The 23,983-nt window shown below is 68.9% G+C and carries 17 protein-coding genes; 9 read left to right on the top strand and 8 right to left on the bottom strand.

What is annotated here, in order from left to right; translation table 11 throughout:
• The first annotated feature begins 20 nt into the window (after positions 1-20).
• Positions 21-716, top strand: a complete 696-nt coding sequence (locus EJP69_RS27115; RefSeq protein WP_093301542.1) for a MotA/TolQ/ExbB proton channel family protein — start codon at positions 21-23, stop codon at positions 714-716.
• 28 nt (positions 717-744) lie between these two features.
• Complete coding sequence (locus tag EJP69_RS27110) at positions 745-1,218, top strand: ExbD/TolR family protein (RefSeq protein ID WP_125948961.1); 474 nt, start codon at positions 745-747, stop codon at positions 1,216-1,218.
• A gap of 104 nt (positions 1,219-1,322) precedes the next feature.
• On the opposite strand, the gene EJP69_RS27105 is transcribed toward EJP69_RS27110, so the two are convergent.
• From EJP69_RS27105 to EJP69_RS27070, 6 genes are all read right to left on the bottom strand, one after another.
• Positions 1,323-3,806 carry a glycogen/starch/alpha-glucan phosphorylase gene (locus tag EJP69_RS27105; RefSeq protein WP_126473418.1) on the bottom strand — a complete coding sequence of 828 codons (2,484 nt, stop codon included), beginning with the start codon at positions 3,804-3,806 and terminating at the stop codon, positions 1,323-1,325.
• Positions 3,807-3,829: 23 nt separating this feature from the next.
• Positions 3,830-5,302: a glycogen synthase GlgA gene (gene glgA / locus EJP69_RS27100; protein ID WP_126473416.1), complete on the bottom strand. Its 1,473-nt coding sequence runs from the start codon at positions 5,300-5,302 to the stop codon at positions 3,830-3,832.
• Between the two features lie 10 nt (positions 5,303-5,312).
• On the bottom strand, positions 5,313-6,629 hold the full coding sequence (gene glgC, locus EJP69_RS27095; RefSeq protein ID WP_093203785.1) for a glucose-1-phosphate adenylyltransferase: 1,317 nt from the start codon (positions 6,627-6,629) through the stop codon (positions 5,313-5,315).
• 91 nt (positions 6,630-6,720) lie between these two features.
• The gene (glgX, locus tag EJP69_RS27090; RefSeq protein WP_126473414.1) at positions 6,721-8,829 is read right to left on the bottom strand and encodes a glycogen debranching protein GlgX; all 2,109 of its coding nucleotides are present in this window, start codon (positions 8,827-8,829) and stop codon (positions 6,721-6,723) included.
• A 676-nt stretch (positions 8,830-9,505) separates the two neighbouring features.
• Positions 9,506-11,683, bottom strand: coding sequence for a 1,4-alpha-glucan branching protein GlgB (gene glgB / locus EJP69_RS27075; RefSeq protein ID WP_126473412.1), 2,178 nt, complete (start codon positions 11,681-11,683; stop codon positions 9,506-9,508).
• A 5-nt stretch (positions 11,684-11,688) separates the two neighbouring features.
• A complete protein-coding gene (locus EJP69_RS27070) occupies positions 11,689-13,365 on the bottom strand; it encodes an alpha-amylase family glycosyl hydrolase (protein ID WP_126473410.1) in 1,677 nt (558 codons plus the stop codon).
• Positions 13,366-13,500: 135 nt separating this feature from the next.
• Here EJP69_RS27070 and EJP69_RS27065 point away from each other — a divergent pair, with 135 nt between their 5' ends.
• The 3 genes from EJP69_RS27065 to EJP69_RS27055 are packed head-to-tail and all read left to right on the top strand — an operon-like array spanning position 13,501 to position 16,084.
• Complete coding sequence (locus tag EJP69_RS27065; RefSeq protein ID WP_126473408.1) at positions 13,501-14,961, top strand: NAD(P)-binding domain-containing protein; 1,461 nt, start codon at positions 13,501-13,503, stop codon at positions 14,959-14,961.
• A 14-nt stretch (positions 14,962-14,975) separates the two neighbouring features.
• Positions 14,976-15,485 (top strand): CMD domain-containing protein, encoded by a 510-nt coding sequence (locus EJP69_RS27060; RefSeq protein WP_126473406.1) that lies wholly within the window; start codon positions 14,976-14,978, stop codon positions 15,483-15,485.
• Positions 15,482-16,084, top strand: a complete 603-nt coding sequence (locus EJP69_RS27055; RefSeq protein ID WP_126473404.1) for a peroxidase-related enzyme — start codon at positions 15,482-15,484, stop codon at positions 16,082-16,084. The genes EJP69_RS27060 and EJP69_RS27055 overlap by 4 nt, the downstream gene beginning before the upstream one ends.
• Here the strand turns inward: EJP69_RS27055 and EJP69_RS27050 are convergent.
• Entirely contained in the window at positions 16,076-17,158 is a 1,083-nt protein-coding gene (locus tag EJP69_RS27050; protein WP_126473402.1) for an NAD/NADP octopine/nopaline dehydrogenase family protein, read from the bottom strand. The two genes, EJP69_RS27055 and EJP69_RS27050, sit on opposite strands and share 9 nt — an antisense overlap.
• Complete coding sequence (locus EJP69_RS27045) at positions 17,151-18,125, bottom strand: Bug family tripartite tricarboxylate transporter substrate binding protein (RefSeq protein WP_126473400.1); 975 nt, start codon at positions 18,123-18,125, stop codon at positions 17,151-17,153. The genes EJP69_RS27050 and EJP69_RS27045 overlap by 8 nt, the downstream gene beginning before the upstream one ends.
• Before the next feature lie 204 nt (positions 18,126-18,329).
• Here EJP69_RS27045 and leuS point away from each other — a divergent pair, with 204 nt between their 5' ends.
• From leuS to EJP69_RS27025, 4 genes are all read left to right on the top strand, one after another.
• Positions 18,330-20,960: a leucine--tRNA ligase gene (leuS, locus tag EJP69_RS27040; protein WP_126473398.1), complete on the top strand. Its 2,631-nt coding sequence runs from the start codon at positions 18,330-18,332 to the stop codon at positions 20,958-20,960.
• Between the two features lie 35 nt (positions 20,961-20,995).
• Positions 20,996-21,517 carry an LPS-assembly lipoprotein LptE gene (locus tag EJP69_RS27035; protein WP_093203807.1) on the top strand — a complete coding sequence of 174 codons (522 nt, stop codon included), beginning with the start codon at positions 20,996-20,998 and terminating at the stop codon, positions 21,515-21,517.
• Between the two features lie 19 nt (positions 21,518-21,536).
• Positions 21,537-22,601: a DNA polymerase III subunit delta gene (gene holA, locus EJP69_RS27030; RefSeq protein WP_126473396.1), complete on the top strand. Its 1,065-nt coding sequence runs from the start codon at positions 21,537-21,539 to the stop codon at positions 22,599-22,601.
• 85 nt (positions 22,602-22,686) lie between these two features.
• On the top strand, positions 22,687-23,979 hold the full coding sequence (locus EJP69_RS27025) for a glutamate-5-semialdehyde dehydrogenase (RefSeq protein ID WP_126473394.1): 1,293 nt from the start codon (positions 22,687-22,689) through the stop codon (positions 23,977-23,979).
• The last annotated feature ends 4 nt before the right edge of the window (positions 23,980-23,983 follow it).

Raw genomic sequence — 23,983 nt, 5'->3', positions numbered from 1 at the left:
GCAGCCCGGAAGGACCGCCGATGAGCGTGCTCGAACTGCTGGCCCACGGTGACGGCGTCAGCCGTTCGGTGGCCGCGCTGCTGCTCGCGATGTCGATCGCGAGCTGGGTCATCATCCTCTGGAAGGCGTGGCTGCTGCGCGGCGGCACGCGCGACGTGCTGCGCAGCATCGCGGCGTTCTGGCAGTCGTCCACGCTGGCCGACGCCGAGCAGAAACTCAGGGCCTTCGACCGCGCGACGCTGGTGTCGCCCGCCGTGTCGGCCATCCGGAATGTGACCGCCGGCGAAGCGGCAGGCACGCTGGGCGCCACGGTCGACCGCAACCAGCGGCTCACGCGCGTGCTGCGCGACGCCCTGCACGGCGCGCTGCGCCGGCTGCAGGCGGGGCAGATCCTGCTGGCCACGGTCGGCGCCACCGCGCCCTTCGTCGGGCTGCTGGGCACGGTCTGGGGCATCTACGGCGCGCTGACGGGCATTGCCGGCCAGACCGGCGGCTTCACCATCGACAAGGTGGCGGGCCCGGTCGGCGAGGCGCTCATCATGACGGCCTTCGGCCTGGCCGTGGCCATTCCGGCCGTGCTGGCCTACAACGTCTTCGGCCGCGTCATCGGCCGCATCGAAGCCGAGCTCGAAGGTTTCGCGCACGACCTGCTGGGCAGCTTCGGCGCCCCGGCCGCGCCCGTCGCGCCGCCGCCCGCGCGGCCGATGCCGGTCTGAGAGCACGCAGACAGCAAGAGCCGCAGCCATGGCCTTCGGTCGCACATCACTGGGCAGCGCCACCGGCGGCGGCGGTCGCGCCATGGGCGCGGGCGCGCAGCGGCCGCTGTCCGACATCAACGTCACGCCACTGGTCGACGTGATGCTGGTGCTGCTGGTGATCTTCATCATCACCGCGCCGCTGATGGCCAGCTCGATCAAGCTCGACCTGCCGCAGACCGACGCCGGCCAGCCCAACGACGCGCCCAAGTTCGTGAGCCTGTCGGTCGACGCATCGGGCAAGGTCTTCCTCAACGACAAGGCCGTGACCGACGAGGAACTGGCGCAGCAACTCGAAAAGGCCGCCGCTGACAGCAAGGACACCGAGGTGCAGCTGCGCGCCGACCAGACCGTGCCCTACGGCAAGGTGGTCGCGCTGATGGGCATCGCGAACAAGGCAGGGCTCAGCCGCATCGGTTTCGTGACCGAGGCGGAGGCTGCGCCGCAGAAGCCACCTCGCTGATCTGACTCTTTTTTCGTGGACACCGCGGAACCGGCTTTGCCGGGCCGCAGGTGTCGCCCCCCGCAAGGGGGTGGGCGGCCACACGAAGTGGGCAAGCCTGGGGGTTAGCCAAGCACTACCGGCTTGGTGTGCCAGATCTCGTGCGCGTACTGCGCAATCGTGCGGTCCGACGAGAACACCCCCATCCCCGCCACGTTGAGGATCGCCGTGCGCGTCCACGCGTCCGAGTCGCGGTACAGCGCATCGACCTCGGCCTGCTTCGCCACGTAGCTCGCGTAGTCGGCCAGCAGCAGGTAGTGGTCGCCCCAGTTCACCAGTGCGTCGTAGATGCCCTGGTAGCGCGCCGGCTCGCCGGGCGAGAACTCTCCGTCGCGGATCGCGTCGAGCACGCGCTTGAGCTCGGCGTTCTCCTCGTAGATCTCGCGCGGCTGGTAGCCCCGCGCGCGGATGTCGGCCACCTCGGGCGTGGTGTTGCCGAAGATGAAGATGTTCTCGGGCCCCACGCTCTCGCGCATTTCCACGTTCGCGCCGTCCAGCGTGCCGATGGTGAGCGCGCCGTTGAGCGCGAACTTCATGTTTCCGGTGCCCGAGGCTTCCGTGCCCGCCGTGGAGATCTGCTCCGAGAGGTCGGCCGCCGGCATGATGACCTCGGCCAGGCTCACGCTGTAGTTCGGCAAAAACACCACCTTCAGCAGCTTGCCCACGCGCGCGTCGGCGTTGATGGTGCTCGCCACGTCGTTGATGAGCCTGATGACCAGCTTGGCCATCGCATAGGCCGACGCCGCCTTGCCCGCGAACACCACCACGCGCGGCACCATGTCGATCGGCGTACCCGCGGCCTGCGCATCGAGGATGCGGTGGTAGCGCGTCACCACGTGCAGCACGTTGAGCAGCTGCCGCTTGTATTCGTGGATGCGCTTGACCTGCACGTCGAACAGCGCGTCCGTGTCGATGTCGATCTTCAGGTGCTGCTCGACCCAGTTGGCCAGCCGCAGCTTGTTCTCGCGCTTGGCGTGACGGAACGCGCGCACGAAGGCAGGCTGCGCGGCCATGGGCCTGAGCGCCTCCAGCTGCGACAGGTCGCGCCGCCAGCCCTTGCCGATGCGCTGGTCGAGCAGCGCCGCCAGCGGCGGGTTGGCCTGCGCCAGCCAGCGGCGCGGCGTGACGCCGTTGGTCTTGTTGTTGAAGCGCTCGGGAAAGATCTTCGCGAAGTCCGAGAAGATCGACTGCTTCATCAGCTCCGAGTGCAGCCCCGACACGCCGTTGACCGAATGGCTCGCGAGCACCGCCACGTAGGCCATGCGCACGCGCCGCTCGCCGGCCTCGTCGACCAGCGAAAGGCGGCGCATCAGCTCCACGTCGTTGCCCACCTTCTGCGTCACGGCGGCGAGGAACTTCGCGTTGATGTCGTAGATGATCTGCAGGTGCCTCGGCAGGATGCGCCCCAGCATCTCCACCGGCCAGGTCTCCAGCGCCTCGTGCATCAGCGTGTGGTTGGTGTAGCTGAACACCTTCTGCGTGTGCGCCCAGGCCACGTCCCAGGAGAGGCCGTGCTCGTCGAGCAGCAGCCGCATGAGTTCGGGCACCGCCAGCACGGGGTGCGTGTCGTTCAGGTGGATGCTGACCTTCTCCGACAGCTGGTCGAAGGTCTTGTGGTTGCGCAGGTAGCGGCGCAGCAGGTCCTGCACGCTCGCGCTGCAGAAGAAGTACTCCTGGTGCAGCCGCAGCTCGCGGCCCGAGGGCGTGGAGTCGTCGGGGTAGAGCACGCGGGAGACGTTCTCCGAGTGGTTCTTGCTCTCCACCGCCTGCATGTAGTTGCCGCGGTTGAAGGCCGAGAGGTCGATCTCCTCGGTGGCGCGCGCCGACCACAGCCGCAGCGTGTTGGTGGCCTGCGTGCCGTAGCCCGGGATGATGGTGTCGTAGGCCACCGCCAGCACGTCGTGCGTGTCGACCCAGTCGGCCGCGCCCGATACTGCGCCGGCGCCCTCGCGCTTCTGCACGTGGCCGCCGAAGCGCACGCGGTAGTTCACCTCGGGCCGCTGGAACTCCCACGGGTTGCCGCGCGTGAGCCAGTAGTCGGGTGTCTCCACCTGCTGGCCGTCGACGATACGCTGGCGGAACATGCCGTATTCGTAGCGGATGCCGTAGCCCATGCCCGGCACGCCCAGCGTGGCCATCGAGTCGAGGAAGCAGGCCGCCAGCCGCCCCAGGCCGCCGTTGCCCAGCGCCGCGTCGGGCTCGCGTTCGGACAGCGCCGCCATGTCCACGCCGAAGTCGGCCAGCGCCTCGCGCACGGTGTCGTACAGGTCCACCGCCAGCAGCGCGTTGGTGAAGGTGCGCCCGATCAGGAACTCCATCGACAGGTAGTAGACGCGCTTCAAGTCCTGCGCGTAGTTGGCGCGCGTGGTCATCATCCAGCGCTCGACCAGCTGGTCGCGCACCGCCTGCGAAGTGGCGTTGAGCCAGTCGTCCTGGCTGGCCGCGACCGGGTCCTTGCCGACCGCGTAGATCAGCTTGTTGGCCACGGCGCGCTTGAAGGCCGCGACGTCGCGGTCGGGGTGGTCGTAGGCGAAGTCCTTGATCGTCATGGGAACGCTCCCGGGTTATCTATCTATTGCTGGATGGCTTGACGGTAGACGTCGATGTACTGCGCCGCCGCCGTGGCCCAGTCGGCCGGCCGCCGCATGGCGTTGCCGCGCACGCGGCGCCAGTCGGGCGCGCGCTCGTGCAGGGCGAAGGCGCGGCGCACGGCGCGCTCGTAGTCGGCCACTTCGAAGCGGTCGAACACGAAGCCGGTGGCCTCGCCGCTGGCCAGGTCTTCCAGCGAGCTGTCGACCACCGTGTCGGCCAGCCCGCCGACGCGGCGTACCAGCGGCAGGGCGCCGTACTTCAGGCCGTACATCTGCGTGAGGCCGCAGGGTTCGAAGAGCGAGGGCACCAGGGTCACGTCGCCCGCGCCGAAGAGCTGGTGGGCCAGCGTCTCGTTGTAGCCGATGGTCACGGCCACCGACTGCGGCGCGGCCGCCGCGCGCTGGCGGAAGGCTTCCTCCAGCCAGGCCTCGCCGCTGCCCAGCAGCGCGAGCTGCCCGCCCTGGGCCAGCAGTGCGTCGAGCCCGCCGAGCACCAGGTGCAGGCCCTTCTGCTCGGTGAGCCGGCTCACGACGATGAAGAGCGGCGCATCGGGCCGCTCGGCCAGCCCCAGCTGGTGCTGCAGCACCGACTTGCAGCGCGCCTTGCCGGCCATGTGCCGGCCTTCGGGCGTGTGATAGCCCTGGATCAGCGCGGTGTCGGTGGCGGGGTTCCAGACCTTGTCGTCGACCGCGTTGAGGATGCCGCTGAGCACCGCGCTGCGCTGGCGCAGGAGGCCGTCGAGCCCGCAGCCCTGCTCGGGCGTCTGGATCTCCAGCGCGTAGGTCGGGCTCACGGTGGTGAGCCGGTCGGCGAAGTACAGGCCGCCCTTCATGAACGAGATCTGGCCGTGGTATTCGAGGCCGTTCATCTGGAACGCCGGACCGGGCAGGCCGAGCTCCGCAAAGTGCCAGGGCGCGAAGATGCCCTGGTAGGCCAGGTTGTGCACGGTGAAGACGCTGCCCACGCGCGGGCCACCGGCCTGCCGCGCGAAGTGCAGGTAGGCCGGCGCGAGCGCGGCGTGCCAGTCGTGCGCGTGCACCACCTCGGGCTGCCACTGCGGATCGAGCCCCTGCGCCAGTTGCGCCGCCGCCCAGCCGAGCAGCGCGAAGCGGCGGTGGTTGTCGCCGTAGGGCTGGCGCGAGATGTCCTCGTAGGGGTTGCCGGGCCGGCCGTAGAGCGCCGGCGCGTCGATCACGTAGGCCGGGATGCCGGGCGTGCCGTCGATGTCGATGTGCCCGAGGCGCAGCCCGAAGCCTTCGCCCCAGGGCGCATCGAAGGCGGCCACCGGCGCCAGGTCGCGCACGCCGGCCACGATGGCCGGGAAGCCCGGCAGCAGCACGCGCGCGTCCTGCCCTTCAGCGAGGAGCGCCAGGGGCAGGGCGCCGGCGATGTCGGCCAGGCCGCCGGTCTTGAGGAGGGGGAAGAGTTCGGCGCTGACCTGGAGGATTCGCATCGTTGGTGGATCAGGCCGAGGCCAGTCGTTTGAGCATCTCGCGGGTGACCAGCACCACGCCGTTCTCGGTGCGCTCGAAGCGAGCGGCGTCCGCCTCGGCATCTTCGCCGATCACCATGTCCTCGGGTATGACGCAGGCGCGGTCGATCACCACGCGGTTCAGTCTGGCGCCGCGGCCGACTTCCACGTCGGGCAGCAGCACGGCCTCGTTGATCTCGCAGAAGGAATGCACGCGCACGCCCGAGAACAGCACCGAGCTGCTGACCTTGGAGCCCGAGACGATGCAGCCGCCGGAGACGATGGTGTTGACCGTCATGCCGTGGTGGCCGTTGCGGTCGAGCACGAACTTGGCCGGCGGCAGCTGCCGCTGGTAGGTCCAGATGGGCCAGTCCGTGTCATAGATGTCGAGCTCCGGGGTGATGGAGGCCAGGTCGAGGTTGGCTGCCCAGAATGCATCAATCGTGCCCACGTCGCGCCAGTAGGTCTTGGCCTCCGGCCCGCGCGAGGCCCGCGTCACGCAGGACATGCCGAAGGGATGGGCCAGCGCGCGGCCCTGGGCCACGGCGCGGGGGATGATGTCCTTGCCGAAGTCGTGGCTCGAATCGGGGTTGGCGTTGTCTTCCTCGAGCAGCTGGTAGAGGTACTCGGAATCGAACACGTAGATGCCCATGCTCGCCAGCGCCGTGTCGGGCCTGCCGGGCATGGCGGGCGGATCGGCGGGCTTCTCGAGGAAGTCGGTGATCTGGCGGCCGTCGTCCACGGCCATCACGCCGAAGGCCGTGGCCTCCATGCGCGGCACCTCGATGCAGCCGACCGTGCAGCCCAGGCCGCGCTCGGCATGGTCCTTCACCATCAGCGAGTAGTCCATCTTGTAGATGTGGTCGCCGGCCAGCACCACCACGTAGTCGTGCCTGGTGGAGCGGGTCTGGATGATGTCCAGGTTCTGGAACACCGCGTCGGCCGTGCCGCGGTACCAGTGCTCGTCGCCCACGCGCTGCTGCGCGGGCAGCACGTCGACCATCTCGTTGAGCTCGGCGCGCAAAAAGCTCCAGCCGCGCTGCAGGTGGCGCATGAGCGAGTGCGACTTGTACTGCGTGACCACCGCCATGCGCCTGATGCCCGAGTTCAGGCAGTTGGACAGCGCGAAGTCGATGATGCGGAACTTGCCGCCGAAGTACACGGCCGGCTTGGCGCGCCGGTCGGTCAGCTGCTTGAGGCGGGAGCCGCGTCCGCCGGCCAGCACCAGTGCGATGGTGCGGCGGACCAGTTGATGGGCCTGCAGCTCCTGCTGTTGCGGTAGCTGCGCTTGCGGTGTTGGGTTGTCCATCCTGAGTCTCCGTTCGTTGGTTTGTTCGCTTGCCGGAATCCGCCGTCAGAGTTTCTGCATCGAGACTAGCACCGCGCCGTACGCCTGGCTCCTACGTTCTTGCAATCCCGATGCTCGAAAAAGGCACCTGCAGCGCGCCGGTCAGCGCCCGGCCCTGTGCGTTGTCCGGATCGCTGTCGGGATCGGTGGACAGGCATAGGCGCCACGCGCCCGCCGGCAGCGTGAACGACACGGTCTCGGGGCCCGCGTTCACCATCACCAGCCATGCGCCGCTGTCCGCGGTGTCGTGAGGAAAGTCACGGCTGAAGAGGATTGCAAGGGCCGTGCCCGAGCTCCATTCGGCGGGCGTCATCGGCTCGCCGTCGGGGCGCAGCCAGCGGATGCCCGGCGCTCCCCGCGGAGCCTCCCTTGACGGCTCTTCCGCCGGCCACCAGCGCGTGCTGCGCAGGGCGGGGGCCTCGCGGCGCAGCGCGGCGAGACGGGCCACGAAGGCGCTCATGCGCGCCGCGTCGCTGCCGGGCGCCGACGTGCCGATCCACGCGAGCCAGGTGGTCTCGTTGTCCTGGCAGTAGGCGTTGTTGTTGCCCTGCTGGCCGTGGCCGATCTCGTCGCCGGCCAGCAGCATGGGCGTGCCCTGCGACAGCATCAGCGTGGCGAGCAGCGCGCGCCGCAGGCGGGTGCGCAGGGCGAGCACGGCGGGGTCGTCGCTCGGGCCCTCGACGCCGCAGTTGTTGCTCATGTTGTGGGCGTGGCCGTCGCGGTTGCCCTCGCCGTTGGCGAGGTTGTGGCGCTCGCCGTAGCTCACCAGGTCGCGCAGCGTGAAGCCGTCGTGCGCGGTGATGAAGTTGACGCTGGCCGTCGGCGCGCGGCCGTGGTGCGCGAACTGGGCGCTGGAGGCGGCGAAGCGATGGGCGAAGTCGCCGAGCTTCGCCCTGTCGTCATGGTCCTGCCGCAGCCAGAAGCCGCGCTGCGTGTCGCGGTAGCGGTCGTTCCACTCGAGCCAGCCGGGCGGGAACCCGCCGAGCCGGTAGCCGCCGGGGCCGATGTCCCAGGGCTCGGCGATGAGCAGCGTGCGCGAGAGCACGGGGTCTTGCGCGATGGCGGCGAAGAAGGGCGCGCGCGCATCGAACCCGCGTTGCGCGTCGGCGCGGCCGAGCACGGGCGCGAGATCGAAGCGGAAACCGTCGACGCCCATCTCGCAGGCCCAGAAGCGCAGGCTGTCCATCACGAGCTGCAGCACGCGGGGCTCGCCGAGGTTCAGGCAGTTGCCGGTGCCGGCCCAGTTCTCGTAGAGCGCGCGGTCGTCGGCGCGCAGGTGGTAGTAGAGGGCGTTGTCGATGCCGCGCATCGAGAGCGTGGGGCCGAGTTCGTCGCTCTCGGCGCTGTGGTTGTAGACCACGTCGATCACCAGCTCCATGCCGCGCGCGTGGATCGCGTCGGCCATTGCGCGGAACTCGCCGGCGGGCGTGGTGCCGGGGCGGCCGCTCCAGTAGCGGGCCTCGGGCGCGAACCAGCCGATGGTGTTGTAGCCCCAGTAGTTGCTCACACCCATGCGAAGGAGGCGCGGCTCGTCGGCGCGGTGCTGCACGGGCATGAGGCTCAGGGTGGTGATGCCCATGCGCTGGAGGTGGTCGAGCACTGCGGGTTCGGCGAGGCCGGCGTAGGTGCCTCTGAGGGCTGCGGGGACGGCGGGGTGGAGTTTTGTCTGGCCCTTGACGTGGAGTTCGTAGAGGACGCGGTCGCCTGATGCGATGCGGGCGTGGCCTGCGGGTCCATGCTCGGTCGGTGCCGGCGCTACCCGGGCCTTGAGGGCGATGGCTGCGTTGTCTCGGGTGTCTCTTTTTTCTGGGTTCGCCGGGTCGTGGCCCAGGAAGAGGTCGCTGCCGTCGTAGGTGCCTACGATCTCGCGGGCGTATGGGTCGAGGAGCAGCTTCGATGGGTTGAAGCGCTGGCCTGCCTTGGGGTTCCAGGGGCCGTGGACTCGGTAGCCGTAGACGAGGCCTGGCTTGCCGCTTGGGAGGTGGCCGTGCCAGATGCCGTCTGTTTGTTCTTTCAGGCTGAGGCGTTGTTGTTCGTTCTTGCCTGTGGTGTCGAAGATGCAGAGGTCTACTGCTTCTGCTGTGGGGGCTGCTATTGCGAAGTTGACGCCCTGTTGCGAGGGGGTTGCGCCTAGGGGGGAGGGCTTGCCTGGGCTCAGCATCTTGCGTGCTCTCGATGGGGGTTGCTTTCCGAGGCCGGGACTCGCCCCGGCGGGCGACCTACTTTTCTTTGCTTCGCCAAAGAAAAGTAGGCAAAAGAAAGGCGACCCCACTGTCTGCGACCCCTGCGCTTCGCTCCGGGGCAACCTGCGGTGCTCGCGTTTCGCGGGGTCTCGCAGAACTCGCTTCGCTCAAACAGCTGCGAGCCCTGATCCGCGAAACGCTGCGCTCCTCGGCGCAGCCAGAGGGGAGGGGAGACGCACGGGCCATCGCGTTGCTCGGCCCCCAAGGCACGGCAGGCGCTTCGCGCCCGTCGTGCTTGGAATGGACCGTTGGTCTTGTTGGGGGCGCTGAAGCTGAACGCGTGGCCGAGTGAAGCGAAGGCCCGTCCAGGCTGTTCAGAAGGCCGAGCGCAGCGATGGCCTGTTCGGTCTCCAACTCCCTTCTGGCTGCGCCGAGGAGCGCAGACGTAGGAGGGATCAGGGCCGCAGCTGTTTGAGCGAAGCGAGTTCTGCGGACCCCCTCCTACGTCGAGCACCGCAGGTTGCCCGCAGCGAAGCGGAGGGACGCAGACAGTAGGGTCGCCTTTCTTTTGCCTACTTTTCTTTGGCGAAGCAAAGAAAAGTAGGTCGGCCGCCGGGCCGAGACCCGGCCCCGGGAAGCAAACAAAACAAACCCTCAAACCAGCACCCACATCAAGGTCCCCAGCGGCGGCACGCGAATAGACAACGAATCCGCCCTCCCATGCCAGGCCACAGGCGAACTCTCGACAACCCCATTCCCCACACCACTCCCCCCATAAACAACCCCATCCGTATTGATGACCTCCCGATAGGACCCGGCAGAAGGCACCCCCAACCGATACCCCTCCCGAGGCATAGGCGTGAAGTTGCAAACCACGACAACAAACGCCCCATCCCGCGCCCGCCGCACAAAAGCAAACACCGACTGATCCGCATCGTCATGCACGATCCACTCGAACCCTCGCGCCTCATGGTCGAGCTCATGCAGCGCAGGAAAGTGCCGATACACGTTGTTCAGGTCACGCACCAGCCGCCGAACCCCTTGATGCGCCGCGTGCTCCAGCAGATGCCAATCCAGACTCCGATCGGCATTCCACTCCGCGTACTGCGCAAACTCCCCGCCCATGAACAGCAGCTTCTTCCCCGGATAGGCCCAGAGGTACCCATACAGATTGCGCAGTCCCGCGAACTTCTGCCACTCGTCGCCGGGCATGCGCCCGATCATCGATCCCTTGCCATGCACCACTTCGTCATGCGACAGCGGCAGCACGAAGTTCTCGCTGTGCGCGTACATCAGCCCGAAGGTGATCTGCCGGTGATGGTGCTTGCGGTAGACCGGATCGGTGCCGGCGTATGCCAGCGTGTCGTTCATCCAGCCCATGTTCCACTTGTAGTGGAAGCCCAGCCCGCCGTCCTCGGGCGGCCGGGTCACGCCGGGAAAGCTGGTCGACTCCTCGGCGACCGTCATCGCGCCGGGCCGCTCGACGCCCACCACGCGGTTCATGCGGCGCAGGAATTCGATGGCCTCCAGGTTCTCGCGCCCGCCGAGCGCGTTGGGCACCCACTCGCCCGACTTGCGGCTGTAGTCGCGGTACAGCATCGACGCCACAGCGTCCACGCGCAGGCCATCCACGCCATAGCGCTCCAGCCAGTACAGCGCGTTGCCGACGAGGTAGTTGCGCACCTCCGTGCGCGCGTAGTTGAAGATCAGCGTCTGCCAGTCGTTGTGGAAGCCCTCGCGCGGATCGGCGTACTCGTACAGCGCGGTGCCGTCGAAGCGGCCGAGGCCGTGCGAATCGGTGGGGAAGTGCGCGGGCACCCAGTCGAGGATCACGCCCAGCCCCGCCGCGTGCGCGGCCTCGACGAAGTGCCGGAAGTCGCCGGGCGTGCCGAAGCGCGAGGTCGGCGCATAGAGGCCGATGGGCTGGTAGCCCCACGAGCCGTCGAAGGGATGCTCGCTGACGGGCAGCAGCTCGATGTGCGTGAAGCCCATGTCGCGCGCATAAGGCACCAGCGTGTCGGCCAGCTCGCGATAGTCCAGCCACTCGTGGCCGTTCTTGCGCCGCCACGAGCCCAGGTGCACCTCGTAGATGCTGATGGGCGCGTCGCGCCCGTTCGCGGCGGCGCGGCCCTCGGGCATCTTCACCGGCGCGGGCAGGGGCTGCACCACGCAGGCTGTGTCGGGGCGCAGCTGCGACGAGAAGGCGAAGGGGTCGGCCTTGCGCAGCACCTCGCCCTGCGCCGACAAAATCTCGAACTCGTAGCTGTCGCCCACGGACACGTGCGGCGCGAAGATCTCCCACACGCCGCACTCGCGGCGCAGCCGCATCATGTGGCGCCGGCCGTCCCAGTTGTTGAAGCTGCCGACCACCGACACGCGCTTCGCGTTCGGCGCCCAGACCGCGAAGGCCACGCCCTTCACGCCGTCCATCTCGCGCAGGTGCGCGCCCAGGCGCTCCCACGGCCGCAGGTGCGTGCCCTCGGCCAGCAGCCACACGTCGGTCTCGCCGAGCACGAACGGAAAGCGATACGGGTCCTCGAGCCGCGAGGTGTGCGTGTCCCAGTCGACCTGGAATGAATAGCCCATGCGGGCCTCGGCCGCCGGCACCAGTCCGCTGAACAGGTCCGACTCGGGATGGCGCGAGAGGATGGAAAGCGGCCAGCCGGTGCGCGAATGCACCACGGCCACGTGCTGCGCGCCGGGCAGCAGCGCCCGCACCACCAGGCCCTCGGCAGTCTCGTGCGGGCCGAGCACCGCGAACGGATCGCCGTGCTCCGCGCGCATCAGCGCGTGGATATCGGCTTCGGGCAGCGGCTTGGTCTTCGATGACATGGCGGTCAGCTTCGTCCTTCTTCCGCGGCGGGCGTGCCGAAGAAGACGCCGTACGGCGCAAGCACCAGCATGCGCCTTTCGTCTGAGTCCTGGATGACGGCGGTCGGCGCGAGCGGCTGTCCGACCAGAGGCATCAACCCGTCGGGCAGCGGCATCGACACCGGCTCGCCACCGAGGTTGAAGACGGCCTGCAGCGAATGGAGGCCGTCACCGCGCTCGAAGTGCAGCAGGGGCTCCGGCGCATCGATGAAGCGGATGCCGCCGGTGCGCAGCAGCGGCTGGTTGCGCCGCCAGTGCAGCAGCGCGCGGCTGAAGGCCAGCATCGAGCCGGGGTCGGCGGCCTGCCGTTCGACGGCCAGCGGCAGGTGCGGGCCGTACACCGGCAGCCAGGGCGTGCCGGTGCTGAAGCCGCCGTTGGGTGCCTCGGGGGCCCAGGGCATGGGCGTGCGGCAGCCGTCGCGGCCCTTGAACTCGGGCCAGAAGGCGCGGCCGTACGGGTCCTGCAGCAGTTCGAAGGGCACCTCGGCCTCGGGCAGGCCCAGTTCCTCGCCCTGGTAGATGCTGGCGCTGCCGCGCAGGGACAGCAGCAGCGCGAGCCAGAGCCGGTCGCGGCGCGTGTCGGGCACGCCGCCGTCGCTCCAGCGCGTGGCGACGCGCGGCACGTCGTGGTTCGATACCGCCCAGCAGCCCCAGCCGCCCGTTTGCGCGAGCGCGTCGTCGAGCGCCTCGACCTGGTGGCGCAGGTGCGCGGGGCTGTGGTCGGCCGTCAGCAGGCTGAAGCTGTAGGCCAGGTGCAGTCGCTTGCCGAGCTCGGTGTACTGGGCCATCACCGGCGGCGCGTTCTCGTCGCCGACCTCGCCCAGCGCCACCGCGCCGTAGTCGTCGAGCAGCCGGCGAAGGGCTTCGAGGAACGCCAGGTTCTCGTGCTGGCTCTTGTCGTACAGGTGCTGCTGCATCGCGTACGGGTTGTCGGCGCGCACCGTGCTGACCTCGCCGATGGAGGCCAGCGTGGCCGGCGGGTTGTCGCGCAGCAGCGCGTCGTGGAACTGGTGGTTGCAGGCGTCGAAGCGGAAGCCGTCCACGCCGCGCTCGCACCAGAAGCGCACCTCGTCCAGCAGCGCGGCCTGCACCTCGGGGTTGTGGAAGTTGAGGTCGGGCTGCTCGGCGAGGAAGCTGTGCAGGTAGTACTGGCGCCGGCGCGAGTCCCACTGCCATGCCGAGCCGCCGAACACCGAGAGCCAGTTGGTCGGCGGCGTGCCGTCGGGCTTCGGGTCGGCCCACACGTACCAGTCGGCCTTCGGGTTGTCGCGCGAAGACCGGCTTTCGGCGAACCAGGCATGCTGGTCGGAGGTGTGCGAGAGCACCTGGTCGATGATGAGCTTCAGGCCCAACTCGTGCATCCGCGCCAGCATGGCGTCGAAGTCGGCCAGCGTGCCGAAGATCGGGTCGACCGCGCGGTAGTCGGCCACGTCGTAGCCGAAGTCCTTCATCGGCGAGCGGAAGAAGGGGGAGACCCAGATGGCGTCGACGCCGAGGCCGGCCACGTGTTCGAGCCGGGACGTGATGCCCGGCAGGTCGCCGATGCCGTCGCCGTCGCTGTCCATGAAGCTGCGCGGGTAGATCTGGTAGATCACCGCGCCGCGCCACCATTCGCTGTTGCTGCCGTCGGTTTTGCTGCCCATGCCGGTCCCTGTGGTCTGAAATCATTGTGGCATGCGAAATCCGGGCCAGTGATACGGTTATGCGGGGCGGCGGCGCACGGTGCGAAGGTCCGTGAAGCTTTCTTTCTACACTGGGCGCCGTTCCCGCTTTTCAAGATGACGACTTCCGATCCCGCTTCCTCCTCTTCCCTGGCCGCGCTCGAAGCGCGGCTCGCCCAGGACCTCGAATACCTCGGCTGGCCCGCCCGCCAGTGGATGCCCGCGCGGCAGGCCGGCGGCGAGCCGATGCTCGACGTGGCCATCGTCGGCGGCGGCCAGGCCGGCCTGGCCGCCTCGGTCGCGTTGGCGCAGCTGGGCGTGCGCGCCGTGATCTTCGACCGTTCGCCCGCCGGCAGCGAGGGCCCCTGGGCCACCACGGCCCGCATGGAGACGCTGCGCTCGCCCAAGGAGCTCACCGGTCCCGCGCTGGGGCTGCCCGCGCTCACCTTCCGCGCATGGTTCGAGGCCCAGTTCGGGCTGGAAGCCTGGGCGGCGATGGACAAGATCCCGCGCCTGCAGTGGATGGACTACCTCGTCTGGTACCGCCGCGTGATGGGCGTGGACGTGCGCAACGACACGGCCGTGACCGGCATCCAGCCCCTGCCCGATGCGACCGGCGTGCGCCTCGCCCTGCGCACGCCCGGAGGCGAAAGCAGCGTGCTGGCGCGCCGCCTCGTCCTGGCCACCGGACGCGACGGCCTCGGCGGCCCGGCCGTTCCCGCCTTCGTGAACGCCCTGCCGCGCTCGAAGTGGGCCCATTCCTCCGACGAGATGGACTACGGCCGGCTCAAGGGCCTGCGCGTGGGCGTGATCGGCGCGGGCTCCTCGGCCATGGACAGCGCGGCCACCGCGCTGGAAGCCGGCGCCCACAGCGTCGAGCTGCTGATCCGCCGCACCGACCTGCCGCGCGTCAACAAGGGCAAGGGCGCGGGCGTGCCGGGGCTCACGCAGGGGCACTACGACCTGCCGGACGAGCTCAAGTGGCGCATCCGGCACTACATCAACGTGCTGAACGTGCCTCCGCCGCACGGCAGCACGCTGCGGGTGTCGCGGCATCCCAATGCTTTCTTCAACTTCGGCTGCCCGGTGCTGGCCATCGAGCCGAAGGGCGAGGCGATGCGCGTGTCGACGCCCAAGGGCGACTTCGAATTCGACTTCCTGATCGTCTCGACCGGCTTCAAGGTCGACTGGCCCAACCGTCCCGAGTTCGACGGCATTGCCGCCCATGTGCGCACCTGGAAGGATCGCTTTCAGCCCGCCCCCGGCGACGAAGACCAGGAGCTGGACGACTCGCCCGACCTCGGCCCGGCCTTCGAATTCAAGGAGCGCGCGCCCGGCGAATGCCCGGGGCTCGGGCGCATCCACTGCTTCTGCTATCCGGCGGCGCTGTCGCACGGCACGGTGTCGGGCGACATCCCGGCCATCAGCGACGGCGCGAAACGGCTCGCCAGCGGCATCGCCAGCCTGTTCTACCGCGAGGACTTCGACCATCACTGGGCCAACCTCGAAGTCTTTGCCGAGCCGGAGCTGTTCGGCGACGAATGGACGCCCGCGCTGCCGCCGCAAGAGAGAAATTGAGAAGAAACCGAACCATGACAAGCACACCCGTTTCCGATGTGATCGATGTCGTCGTCCCGCTGACGCCGGACCAGCCCAACTGGGCGCTGCGGCGCCAGCGCGAAAAGGTGCTCGCCGCCACGCAGGGCAGCTACGACGCGATGTTTTCCCCCTCCGTCGAGGGCATCTCGGTGATCGAGCGGCTGCTCGTGGCGCTGCATGCCTGCCGCGTGTCGAAGGCGGACAGCCTGGCGGTGCACTACCGCGACCGGCTCGCGGCCGAGGGTGCCGACGCCGCCGTGGTCTCGGCTGTCGACGCCGGCAAGCCCGTGGCCGACGCACGCCTGCAGGCTGTGCTCGCCTTCACCGGCAAGCTGATCGAGCGGCCCATCGAAGGCGACAGGGCTGCCGTGCAGTCGCTGGCCGAAAGCGGCCTTTCGACGCCGGCCATCGTGGCGACGAGCCAGCTGATCGCCTTCCTCTCGTACCAGATCCGCGTCGCCGCGGGCCTGAAGGCGATGGCCGCGCTGGAGGTGTCGGCATGAGCGCCCCGATCCGCATCAAGGGCTTCACCAACGAAGTGCTCAAGTGGAAGCCGTGGCTCGACACGGTGAACGTCGACATCGCCACGCCCGAGCAACTGGCGGCGCTGGACGAGATGAGCCCGCAGGCGCGCACCTCGCCCTATTTCCTGGTGCTGGCGCACCAGCCCGAGATATTGCTGCAGCGCTCCATCGCCTTCAACGCGATCATGTTTGCCCCGGGCGGCATGCCGCGCGCCGAGCGAGAGCTGGGTGCCACGGTGGAGTCGCGCGTCAACGGCTGCGTGTACTGCGCCTCGGTGCACGCGCAGCGCTTCGAGCAGCTGGCCAAGCGCAACGACGTGATCTCGCAGGTGTTCGAGGAGCCGTCGGGCGCCGGCACCACGGAGCGCGAGAAGGCCATCGTCGAGTTCTCGATAAGGCTCGGCGCGGAGCCCGACAAGGTCGCGGCCGAGGACATCCGCAAGCTGAAGGAGGTCGGGCTGGGCGAGCTGGAGATCCTCGACCTGATCCACTCGGTGGCCATCTTCGCCTGGGCCAACCGGCTGATGCTCAACCTAGGGGAGCCGGTGTTCCCCGAGGAAGCCGACGCCTCAGCCTAGGCGCGCGAGCAGGCCGGCGACTGTCTCGTTCGCCAGGCCCAGAGGATCGATCAGGTCGTTCCCGCAGCGGTAGTCGATGCCGTTGACCAGCGAGGCCGCATCCACGATGGTGCGCGTCGCCGGCGTAGGTACGCCGGCGATGGCGCCCAGCGCCTCGACGAAGGCCAGGCCGTAGGGCATGTCCTCGCTCACGTAGCGGGTGTCGGTCTGCGTGGGGCCCGGCGGGCCGCCGCGCTTGGCGTGCAGCTCGGCGGCGATGTCGGCGAGCTTTTCCGACTGGGTGCCGAAGGAGCGAGCGAAATGCGCCTCGATGGGACCGACTTCGATGCCGAAGGCGGCCGCCACGGCGCGGCGCTCGGCATCGAGCGCCTCGATCGCGCGCGACACGCCGGGCGTCATGCAGTGGTACTGCGGCCAGTTCTCGGCGCGCTCGATGCGTGTCCAGTTGAAGACCGCGAGCGGCCCGTGCGACTGCGGATTGACGTTGGCCAGGGCGCTGGCGAGCGCATTGCCCTGCGCGGAAAAGCCTTCGCCGAAGAGATCCGTGCACAGCGCGACGGCCTCATCAACCCGGGTGCCGGGCAGGGCGGAGACGCCGACGGCTTTGCGCCGTGTCATCACCTTGACCTGGGTACCCGATTCGCGGCGCGCGGTCAGCACGGTGGTGCCGAAGCTGGCGACGGTGATCCGCCGGCCGGCGCGGACCGCGGCTTCGTGCAGATAGAGCGACGACAGCGAGGCCATCGAGCTGACGATCACCGTCTGGCCGTCGCGCAGGAAGGGTAGCAAGGCGTCCATCACCTGCCTGTGGCCGTTGACGGGCAGGGCGAGCAGCAGCACGTCGGAATTGGCGCAGAGCCCGGCCGCGTCGTCGGCTACATCGACGCTCACCGAGAACGACTCGATGCCTCCGGCCTCCAGCGGCTGGGTGCGCAGCGCGTCCGCGCCTCGTCCGCCGGGTGACCAGACGGTGACGCCGTGGCCCGCCCGCCGCAGCCAGGCCGCGCTGGCCAGCGCGATCGCCCCGGCGCCCGCGATGCCGACGCGGTATTTGCGGCCCGTGGGCTCAGTCAACCTTGATTCCGCCTTGCTTGATGACCTTGGCCCAGCGCTGGCTGTCCTCGGTCACGACCTTGCCCAGAGCCGCCGCGCCGCCGCAGGTATTGACTGCGCCCAGCTGGGCGAAGCGCTGCTTCGTCTCCGGCAGGTTGCACACCTCGACCAGCGCGGTCGACAGCTTCTCGATGCTCGCCGCCGGCATGCGCGCCGGCGCCATCACGCCGACCCAGACCGGCACTTCCATGCCCGGCAGGCCCGTGGCGTCGCCGATGGTCGGGGCCGAGCCCATGCTGGGCAGCGCGGCGCGCGAGAAGGTGCCGAGCACGCGGGCCTTGCCGCTGGCGACCATGGGCTCGATCGAGGCCACGCTGGTCACGATGGTCGCCACCTGGCCTCCCAGCAGGTCGGTGAGGGCCGGCGCGGCGCCGCGGTAGGGCACGTGCAGCAGGTTCACGCCGCTGGCCTGGGCCAGCAGCGCACCGGTCAGGTGCGAGACGGTGCCGTTGCCGGTCGAGGCGTAGGTGACCTGGCCGGGCTTGGCCTTGGCGTCGCGCAGCACATCGGCCACCGTCTTGTAGGGGCTTTCGGCGCGCACCGACAGCGTCATGGGGGTGTCGGCGACCAGGGCGACCGGCACCAGCTCGTGCACCGGGTCGTAGGGGAGCTTGGCCTGCAGGTGGGGCGCGATGGTGACCGCGCCGCCGGTGGCCAGCAGCACAGTGGCTCCGTCGGTCGCCTTGGCCACCGCGTCGGCGGCCACGATGCCGCCGGCGCCGGCCTTGTTGTCGATGATGACCGGCTGGCCCAGCTTGTCTGTGAGCTTGGCGCCCAGGTAGCGGGCGATGACGTCCTGCGCCCCCCCGGTGGCGAAGGGCACGACGATGCGCAGGGGCTTGTCGTTCTGCTGGGCCCAGAGGGGTGTGGCGGCGAGGCCGGCGGCGGCGGCGAGGGCCAGGGCAAGGTGTTTCAGGCGCAGTTTCATGGTGCTTTTCGTCCGCGTCGCGTAACAGATGGACATGCATTTTTCGCGAAACACCGCGGAACCGGCTTTGCCGGGCCGCAGGTGTTGCCCCCGGTAGGGGGTTGGCGCAGCGACACGAAGTGCGCGCAGCCTGGGGGTGAGTCTAGTCCGGCGCGATAATCCCGCGTTCCCGGCCGCTCCGAGCCGGGCTCTTGCCGAACCGCCATGAATCCCAGCTACAAACCCAGCGACGTCGAGTCCGCTGCCCAGGCGCAATGGAGCGCCGCCGATGCCTACCGCGTCACCGAGGACGCGAGCCGCAAGAAGTACTACGCCTGCTCGATGCTGCCGTACCCCAGCGGCAAGCTGCACATGGGCCACGTGCGCAACTACACGATCAACGACATGCTCACGCGCTACCTGCGCATGAGCGGCTACAACGTGTTGATGCCCATGGGCTGGGACGCCTTCGGCCTGCCGGCCGAGAACGCCGCGCTGAAGAACGGCGTGCCGCCGGCCAAGTGGACCTACGAGAACATCGCCTACATGAAGGGCCAGCTCCAGGCCATGGGCCTGGCCATCGACTGGAGCCGCGAGATCGCCACCTGCGATCCCAGCTACTACAAGTGGAACCAGTGGCTGTTCCTGAAGATGCTCGAGAAGGGCATTGCCTACCGAAAGACCCAGGTCGTCAACTGGGACCCGGTCGACCAGACCGTGCTGGCCAACGAGCAGGTGATCGACGGCAAGGGCTGGCGCACCGGCGCCACGGTCGAGCGCCGCGAGATCCCGGGCTACTACCTGAAGATCAGCGACTACGCCGAGGAGCTGCTCGAGCACACCCAGCACAAGCTGCCGGGCTGGCCCGAGCGCGTCAAGCTGATGCAGGAGAACTGGATCGGCAAGAGCGAGGGCGTGCGCTTCGCCTTCACGCATGACATCAAGGACGCGGGAGGCAAGCTGATCCAGGACGGCCGCATGTACGTGTTCACCACGCGCGCCGACACCATCATGGGCGTGACCTTCTGCGCCGTGGCGCCCGAGCACCCGCTGGCCGCGCATGCCGCCACGCTCGACCCCAAGGTCGCGGCCTTCATCGAGGAGTGCAAGAGCGGCGGCACCACCGAGGCCGAGCTCGCCACGCAGGAAAAGAAGGGCGTGCCCACCGGCCTCACCGTGATGCACCCGATCACCGAGGAGCAGGTGCCGGTGTGGGTCGGCAACTACGTGCTGATCGGCTACGGCGACGGCGCCGTGATGGGCGTGCCCGCGCACGACGAGCGCGACTTCGCCTTCGCCAACAAGTACGGCATCGAGATCATCCAGGTGGTGCTGGTCGACGACGAGCCGCACTTCGACTATCACAAGTGGCAGGACTGGTACGGCGACAAGCAGCGCGGCGTGACCATCAACTCCGACAACTTCAGCGGCATGACCTACAAGGAGGCCGTGGCCGCCGTGGCGCACGCGCTGGGCCAGAAGGGACTGGGAGAGCTGCAGACCACCTGGCGCCTGCGCGACTGGGGCGTGAGCCGCCAGCGCTACTGGGGCACGCCGATTCCGATCATCCATTGCGAAGAGCACGGTGCGGTGCCGGTGCCCGAGAAGGACCTGCCCGTGGTGCTGCCCACCGACTGCGTGCCGGACGGCTCGGGCAACCCGCTGCACAAGCACGAAGGCTTCCATGCCGGCGTGGTCTGCCCCGTGTGCGGCAAGCCCGCGCGGCGCGAGACCGACACGATGGACACCTTCGTCGACTCGTCGTGGTACTTCATGCGCTACTGCGACCCGAAGAACGACGAGGCGATGGTGGCCGGCGGCGCCGACTACTGGATGCCGATGGACCAGTACATCGGCGGCATCGAGCACGCCATTCTTCACCTGCTGTACGCGCGCTTCTGGACCAAGGTGATGCGCGACCTCGGCCTGGTGAAGGCCGACGAGCCCTTCAGCAAGCTGCTGACGCAGGGCATGGTGCTCAACCACATCTTCTATTCGCGCAACGAGAAGGGCGGCAAGGACTACTTCCCGCCCTCCGAAGTCACGCCGGTGCTCGATGCCCAGGGCCGTATCGTCGGCGGCACCACCGCCGACGGCACGAAGGTCGAATACGGCGGCGTCGGCAAGATGGGCAAGAGCGAGCGCAACGGCGTCGATCCGCAGGACCTGATCGAGAAGTACGGCGCCGACACCGCGCGCCTGTACACCATGTTCACGGCGCCGCCCGAGGCCACGCTCGAGTGGAACGACGCGGCTGTCGAAGGCAGCTACCGCTTCCTGCGCCGCGTGTGGAACTTCGGCGTGTCGCAGGCCGACGTGGCCCCGGTGGCCATCGCCGGCCAGACCTTCGGCAAGGGTGCCCAGGCGCTGCGCCGCGAGGTGCACACCGTGCTGCGCCAGGTCGACTACGACTACCAGCGCATGCAATACAACACGGTGGTGTCGGGCGCGATGAAGCTGCTCAACGCGCTGGAAGGCTTCAAGCCCGACGGCAGCGCGGGCGACGCGGCGGCGGTGCGCGAGGGCTTCGGCATCCTGCTGCGCTGCCTGTACCCGGCCACGCCGCACATCGCGCAGCAGCTGTGGAACGAACTCGGCTACGACAAGGACATGGGCGGCCTGCTCGATGCGCCCTGGCCCACGGTCGACGTGAGCGCGCTGGTGCAGGACGAGATCGAACTCATGCTGCAGGTCAACGGCAAGCTGCGCGGCAAGCTCAGCGTGCCGGCCGGCGCCTCGAAGGACGAGATCGAGAAGCTCGCGCTCGCCTGCGACGACTTCGTGGCCTTCGCCGAGGGGGCATCCGCCAAGCGCGTGATCGTGGTTCCGGGCCGCCTGGTCAACGTGGTCATCTGAACCGCCGAACGAACGACTCAATCAACCAAGCAAGCATGAACACTCGCAATGTCTCGCTGCCGCGCCGCGGCTTTCTTCTCGGACTGACGGCGGCCGGTGCCTCGCTCGGTCTGGCCGGCTGCGGCTTCGAGCTGCGCAAGGCTCCCGTCTTCGCGTTCAAGTCGCTGTCGGTGTCGGGCAACTCGGCCATCATCAACCAGATCAGGCGTGAGCTGCGGGCGACCGGCTCGGTGACGGTGCTGTCGGGAGAGGACGCCTCCAAGGCCGACGTGGTGCTCGAGATCCTGAGCGAGGATCGCAACCGCATCGTCATTTCGACCAATTCGGCCGGCTTGGTGCGCGAACTGCAGCTGCAGCTGAAGGTGCGCTTCAAGCTGCGTACGCCGGGCGGCAAGGACCTGCTGCCGCCCACCGACGTCTCGCAGACGCGAGACCTGAGCTTCAACGAGACCAACGCGCTGGCCAAGGAAGGCGAAGCCGACCTGCTGTTCCGCGACATGCAGTCGGACATTGCGCAGCAGCTGATGCGCCGGCTGGCGGCGGTCAAGGAAATCTGAGGCCGGCTCTTTCTTTTCCATGCAACTTGCCAGCGCTCAGCTCGGGGCCCATCTGCAGAAGGGCCTGAAGCCGCTCTACACGATCCACGGCGACGAGCCGCTGCTCGCGCAGGAGGCGGCCGATGCCATCCGTACCGCCGCGCGCGCGCAGGGCTACACCGAGCGCAGCTCGTACACCGTGGCCGGCGCGCACTTCGACTGGAGCGCGGTGCTCGCGGCCGGGGGCTCGCTTTCGTTGTTCGCCGACAAGCAGATCGTCGAGATCCGCATCCCCTCGGGCAAGCCCGGAAAGGACGGCAGCGCGGCCCTGCAGCAGCTGGCCGAATCGGCGCCCGGCAACGACAGCACGCTCACGCTGGTGATGTTGCCCAGGCTGGACAAGGCCACGCGCACCGGCGCCTGGTTCTCTGCGCTGGAGAACAACGGCGCGAGCATCCAGGTCGACCCCATCGAGCGCAACGCGCTGCCGCAGTGGATCGCGCAGCGGCTGGGCCAGCAGGGCCAGCGCGTGATGCCCGGCGACGAAGGCCAGCGCACGCTGCAGTTCTTCGCCGACCGCGTGGAGGGCAACCTGCTCGCGGCGCACCAGGAGATCCAGAAGCTCGCGCTGCTGCACCCGGCCGGCGAGCTGAGCTGGGAGCAGGTCGAGGGCGCGGTCAACAACGTGGCGCGCTACGACGTGTTCAAGCTGTCCGAGGCGGTGCTGGCCGGCAACCCCCAGCGCGTGGCGCGCATGCTCGACGGCCTGCAGGCCGAGGGCGAGGCCGAGGTGCTGGTGCATTACGCCATCGCCGAAGACATCCGCGCCCTCAAGCGCGTGAAGGACGCCATGGCCTCGGGCCGCCCGCTGCCCATGGCGCTGCGCGAGAACCGCATCTGGGGACCGCGCGAGCGCGCCTTCGAGCGCGTGCTGCCCCGGCTGGACGACCGCATGCTGGCCCGCCTGCTGCGCGCTGCGCACGTGGTGGACGGCATCGTGAAGGGCCTGAAGCAGCCCGACTGGCCAGCCAGCGGCTGGCAGGCCCTGCAGCGGCTCGCGCTGATGCTGTGCCGCGCCTGCGGCGGCGCGGCGCGGCGCGCCTGAGCTGCCGGTCCGGCCGGTACGGGCGGCTCCAGCCACCAAAAGACCTGCGCCAGCCGGGCCGGGGTCGGCGTGGGAAAATACGCGGATGAACGCGTTCAACGTAAGCGAACACATGCAGGCGCTAGGCCTGCAAGCCAAGACCGCCGCATTCCTCATGGCTCGTGCCGATGCGGCCAGCAAGAACACGGCGCTGAAGGCGCTGGCCCGCCGCCTGCGCGAAGCCGGCCCGGTGCTTTCCGTGGCCAACCAGAAGGACCTGGAGCGCGCCACGGCCGCCGGCCTCTCGGCGCCGATGGTCGACCGCCTCAAGCTCACGCCCAAGGTCATCGAGACGGTTGCCCAGGGCTGCGAGCAGCTCGCCGGCATGGCCGACGTGATCGGCGAGATCATCGGCATGAAGCAGCAGCCCAGCGGCATCCGCGTCGGCCAGATGCGCGTGCCGATCGGCGTCTTCGGCATGATCTACGAGAGCCGGCCCAACGTGACCATCGAGGCCGCGAGCCTGGCGATCAAGAGCGGCAATGCCGCCATCCTGCGCGGCGGCTCGGAAGCCATCGAATCGAACAAGGCGTTGGCGCTGCTCGTGTCCGAGGCGCTGGCCGAGCCCGGGCTGCCGGTCGAGGCTGTGCAGCTGGTGCAGACCACCGACCGCGAGGCCGTGGGCCGGCTGATCGCCATGCCCGAGTTCGTCGACGTGATCATCCCGCGCGGCGGCAAGGGCCTGATCGAGCGCATCAGCCGCGACGCCAAGGTGCCGGTCATCAAGCACCTGGACGGCAATTGCCACGTCTACGTGGACGACTCGGCCGAGTTCGACATGGCGCTTCGCATCGTCGACAACGCCAAGACTCAGAAATACAGCCCCTGCAACGCCGCCGAAGGCCTGCTGGTGTCGGCCGCGGTGGCTGACGACTTCCTGCCCGAGATCGCCGCCATCTTCGCGGCCAAGGGCGTGGAAATGCGCTGCGACCCGGCGGCGGCCGCCATCCTGCGGGCCGACGGCGCGCTCGATCCGAAGGCCAAGGTGGTCGATGCGGTCGAGTCCGACTGGTCGGAGGAATACCTCGCCGCGGTCATCAGCATCAAGGTGGTGGCCGGCGTGGACGAGGCCATCGCCCACATCAACCGCTACTCGAGCCACCACACCGACGCCATCGTGACGCGCGACCACGTGCATGCCCAGCGCTTCCTGCGCGAGGTCGATTCGGCCAGCGTGATGGTCAATGCGAGCACACGCTTCGCGGACGGCTTCGAGTTCGGGCTGGGTGCCGAAATCGGCATCAGCACCGACAAGTTCCATGCGCGCGGCCCGGTGGGCATCGAAGGACTGACCTCGCTCAAGTACGTGGTGCTGGGGCAAGGCGAAGTCCGGAGCTGATGCC

Origin of the sequence: Variovorax gossypii, from assembly GCF_003965815.1 — a bacterium.
Lineage (GTDB): Bacteria > Pseudomonadota > Gammaproteobacteria > Burkholderiales > Burkholderiaceae_C > Variovorax > Variovorax gossypii.
The sequence above is the reverse complement of the archived record's forward strand: the minus strand, read 5'-3'. Positions and strand labels throughout refer to the sequence as shown.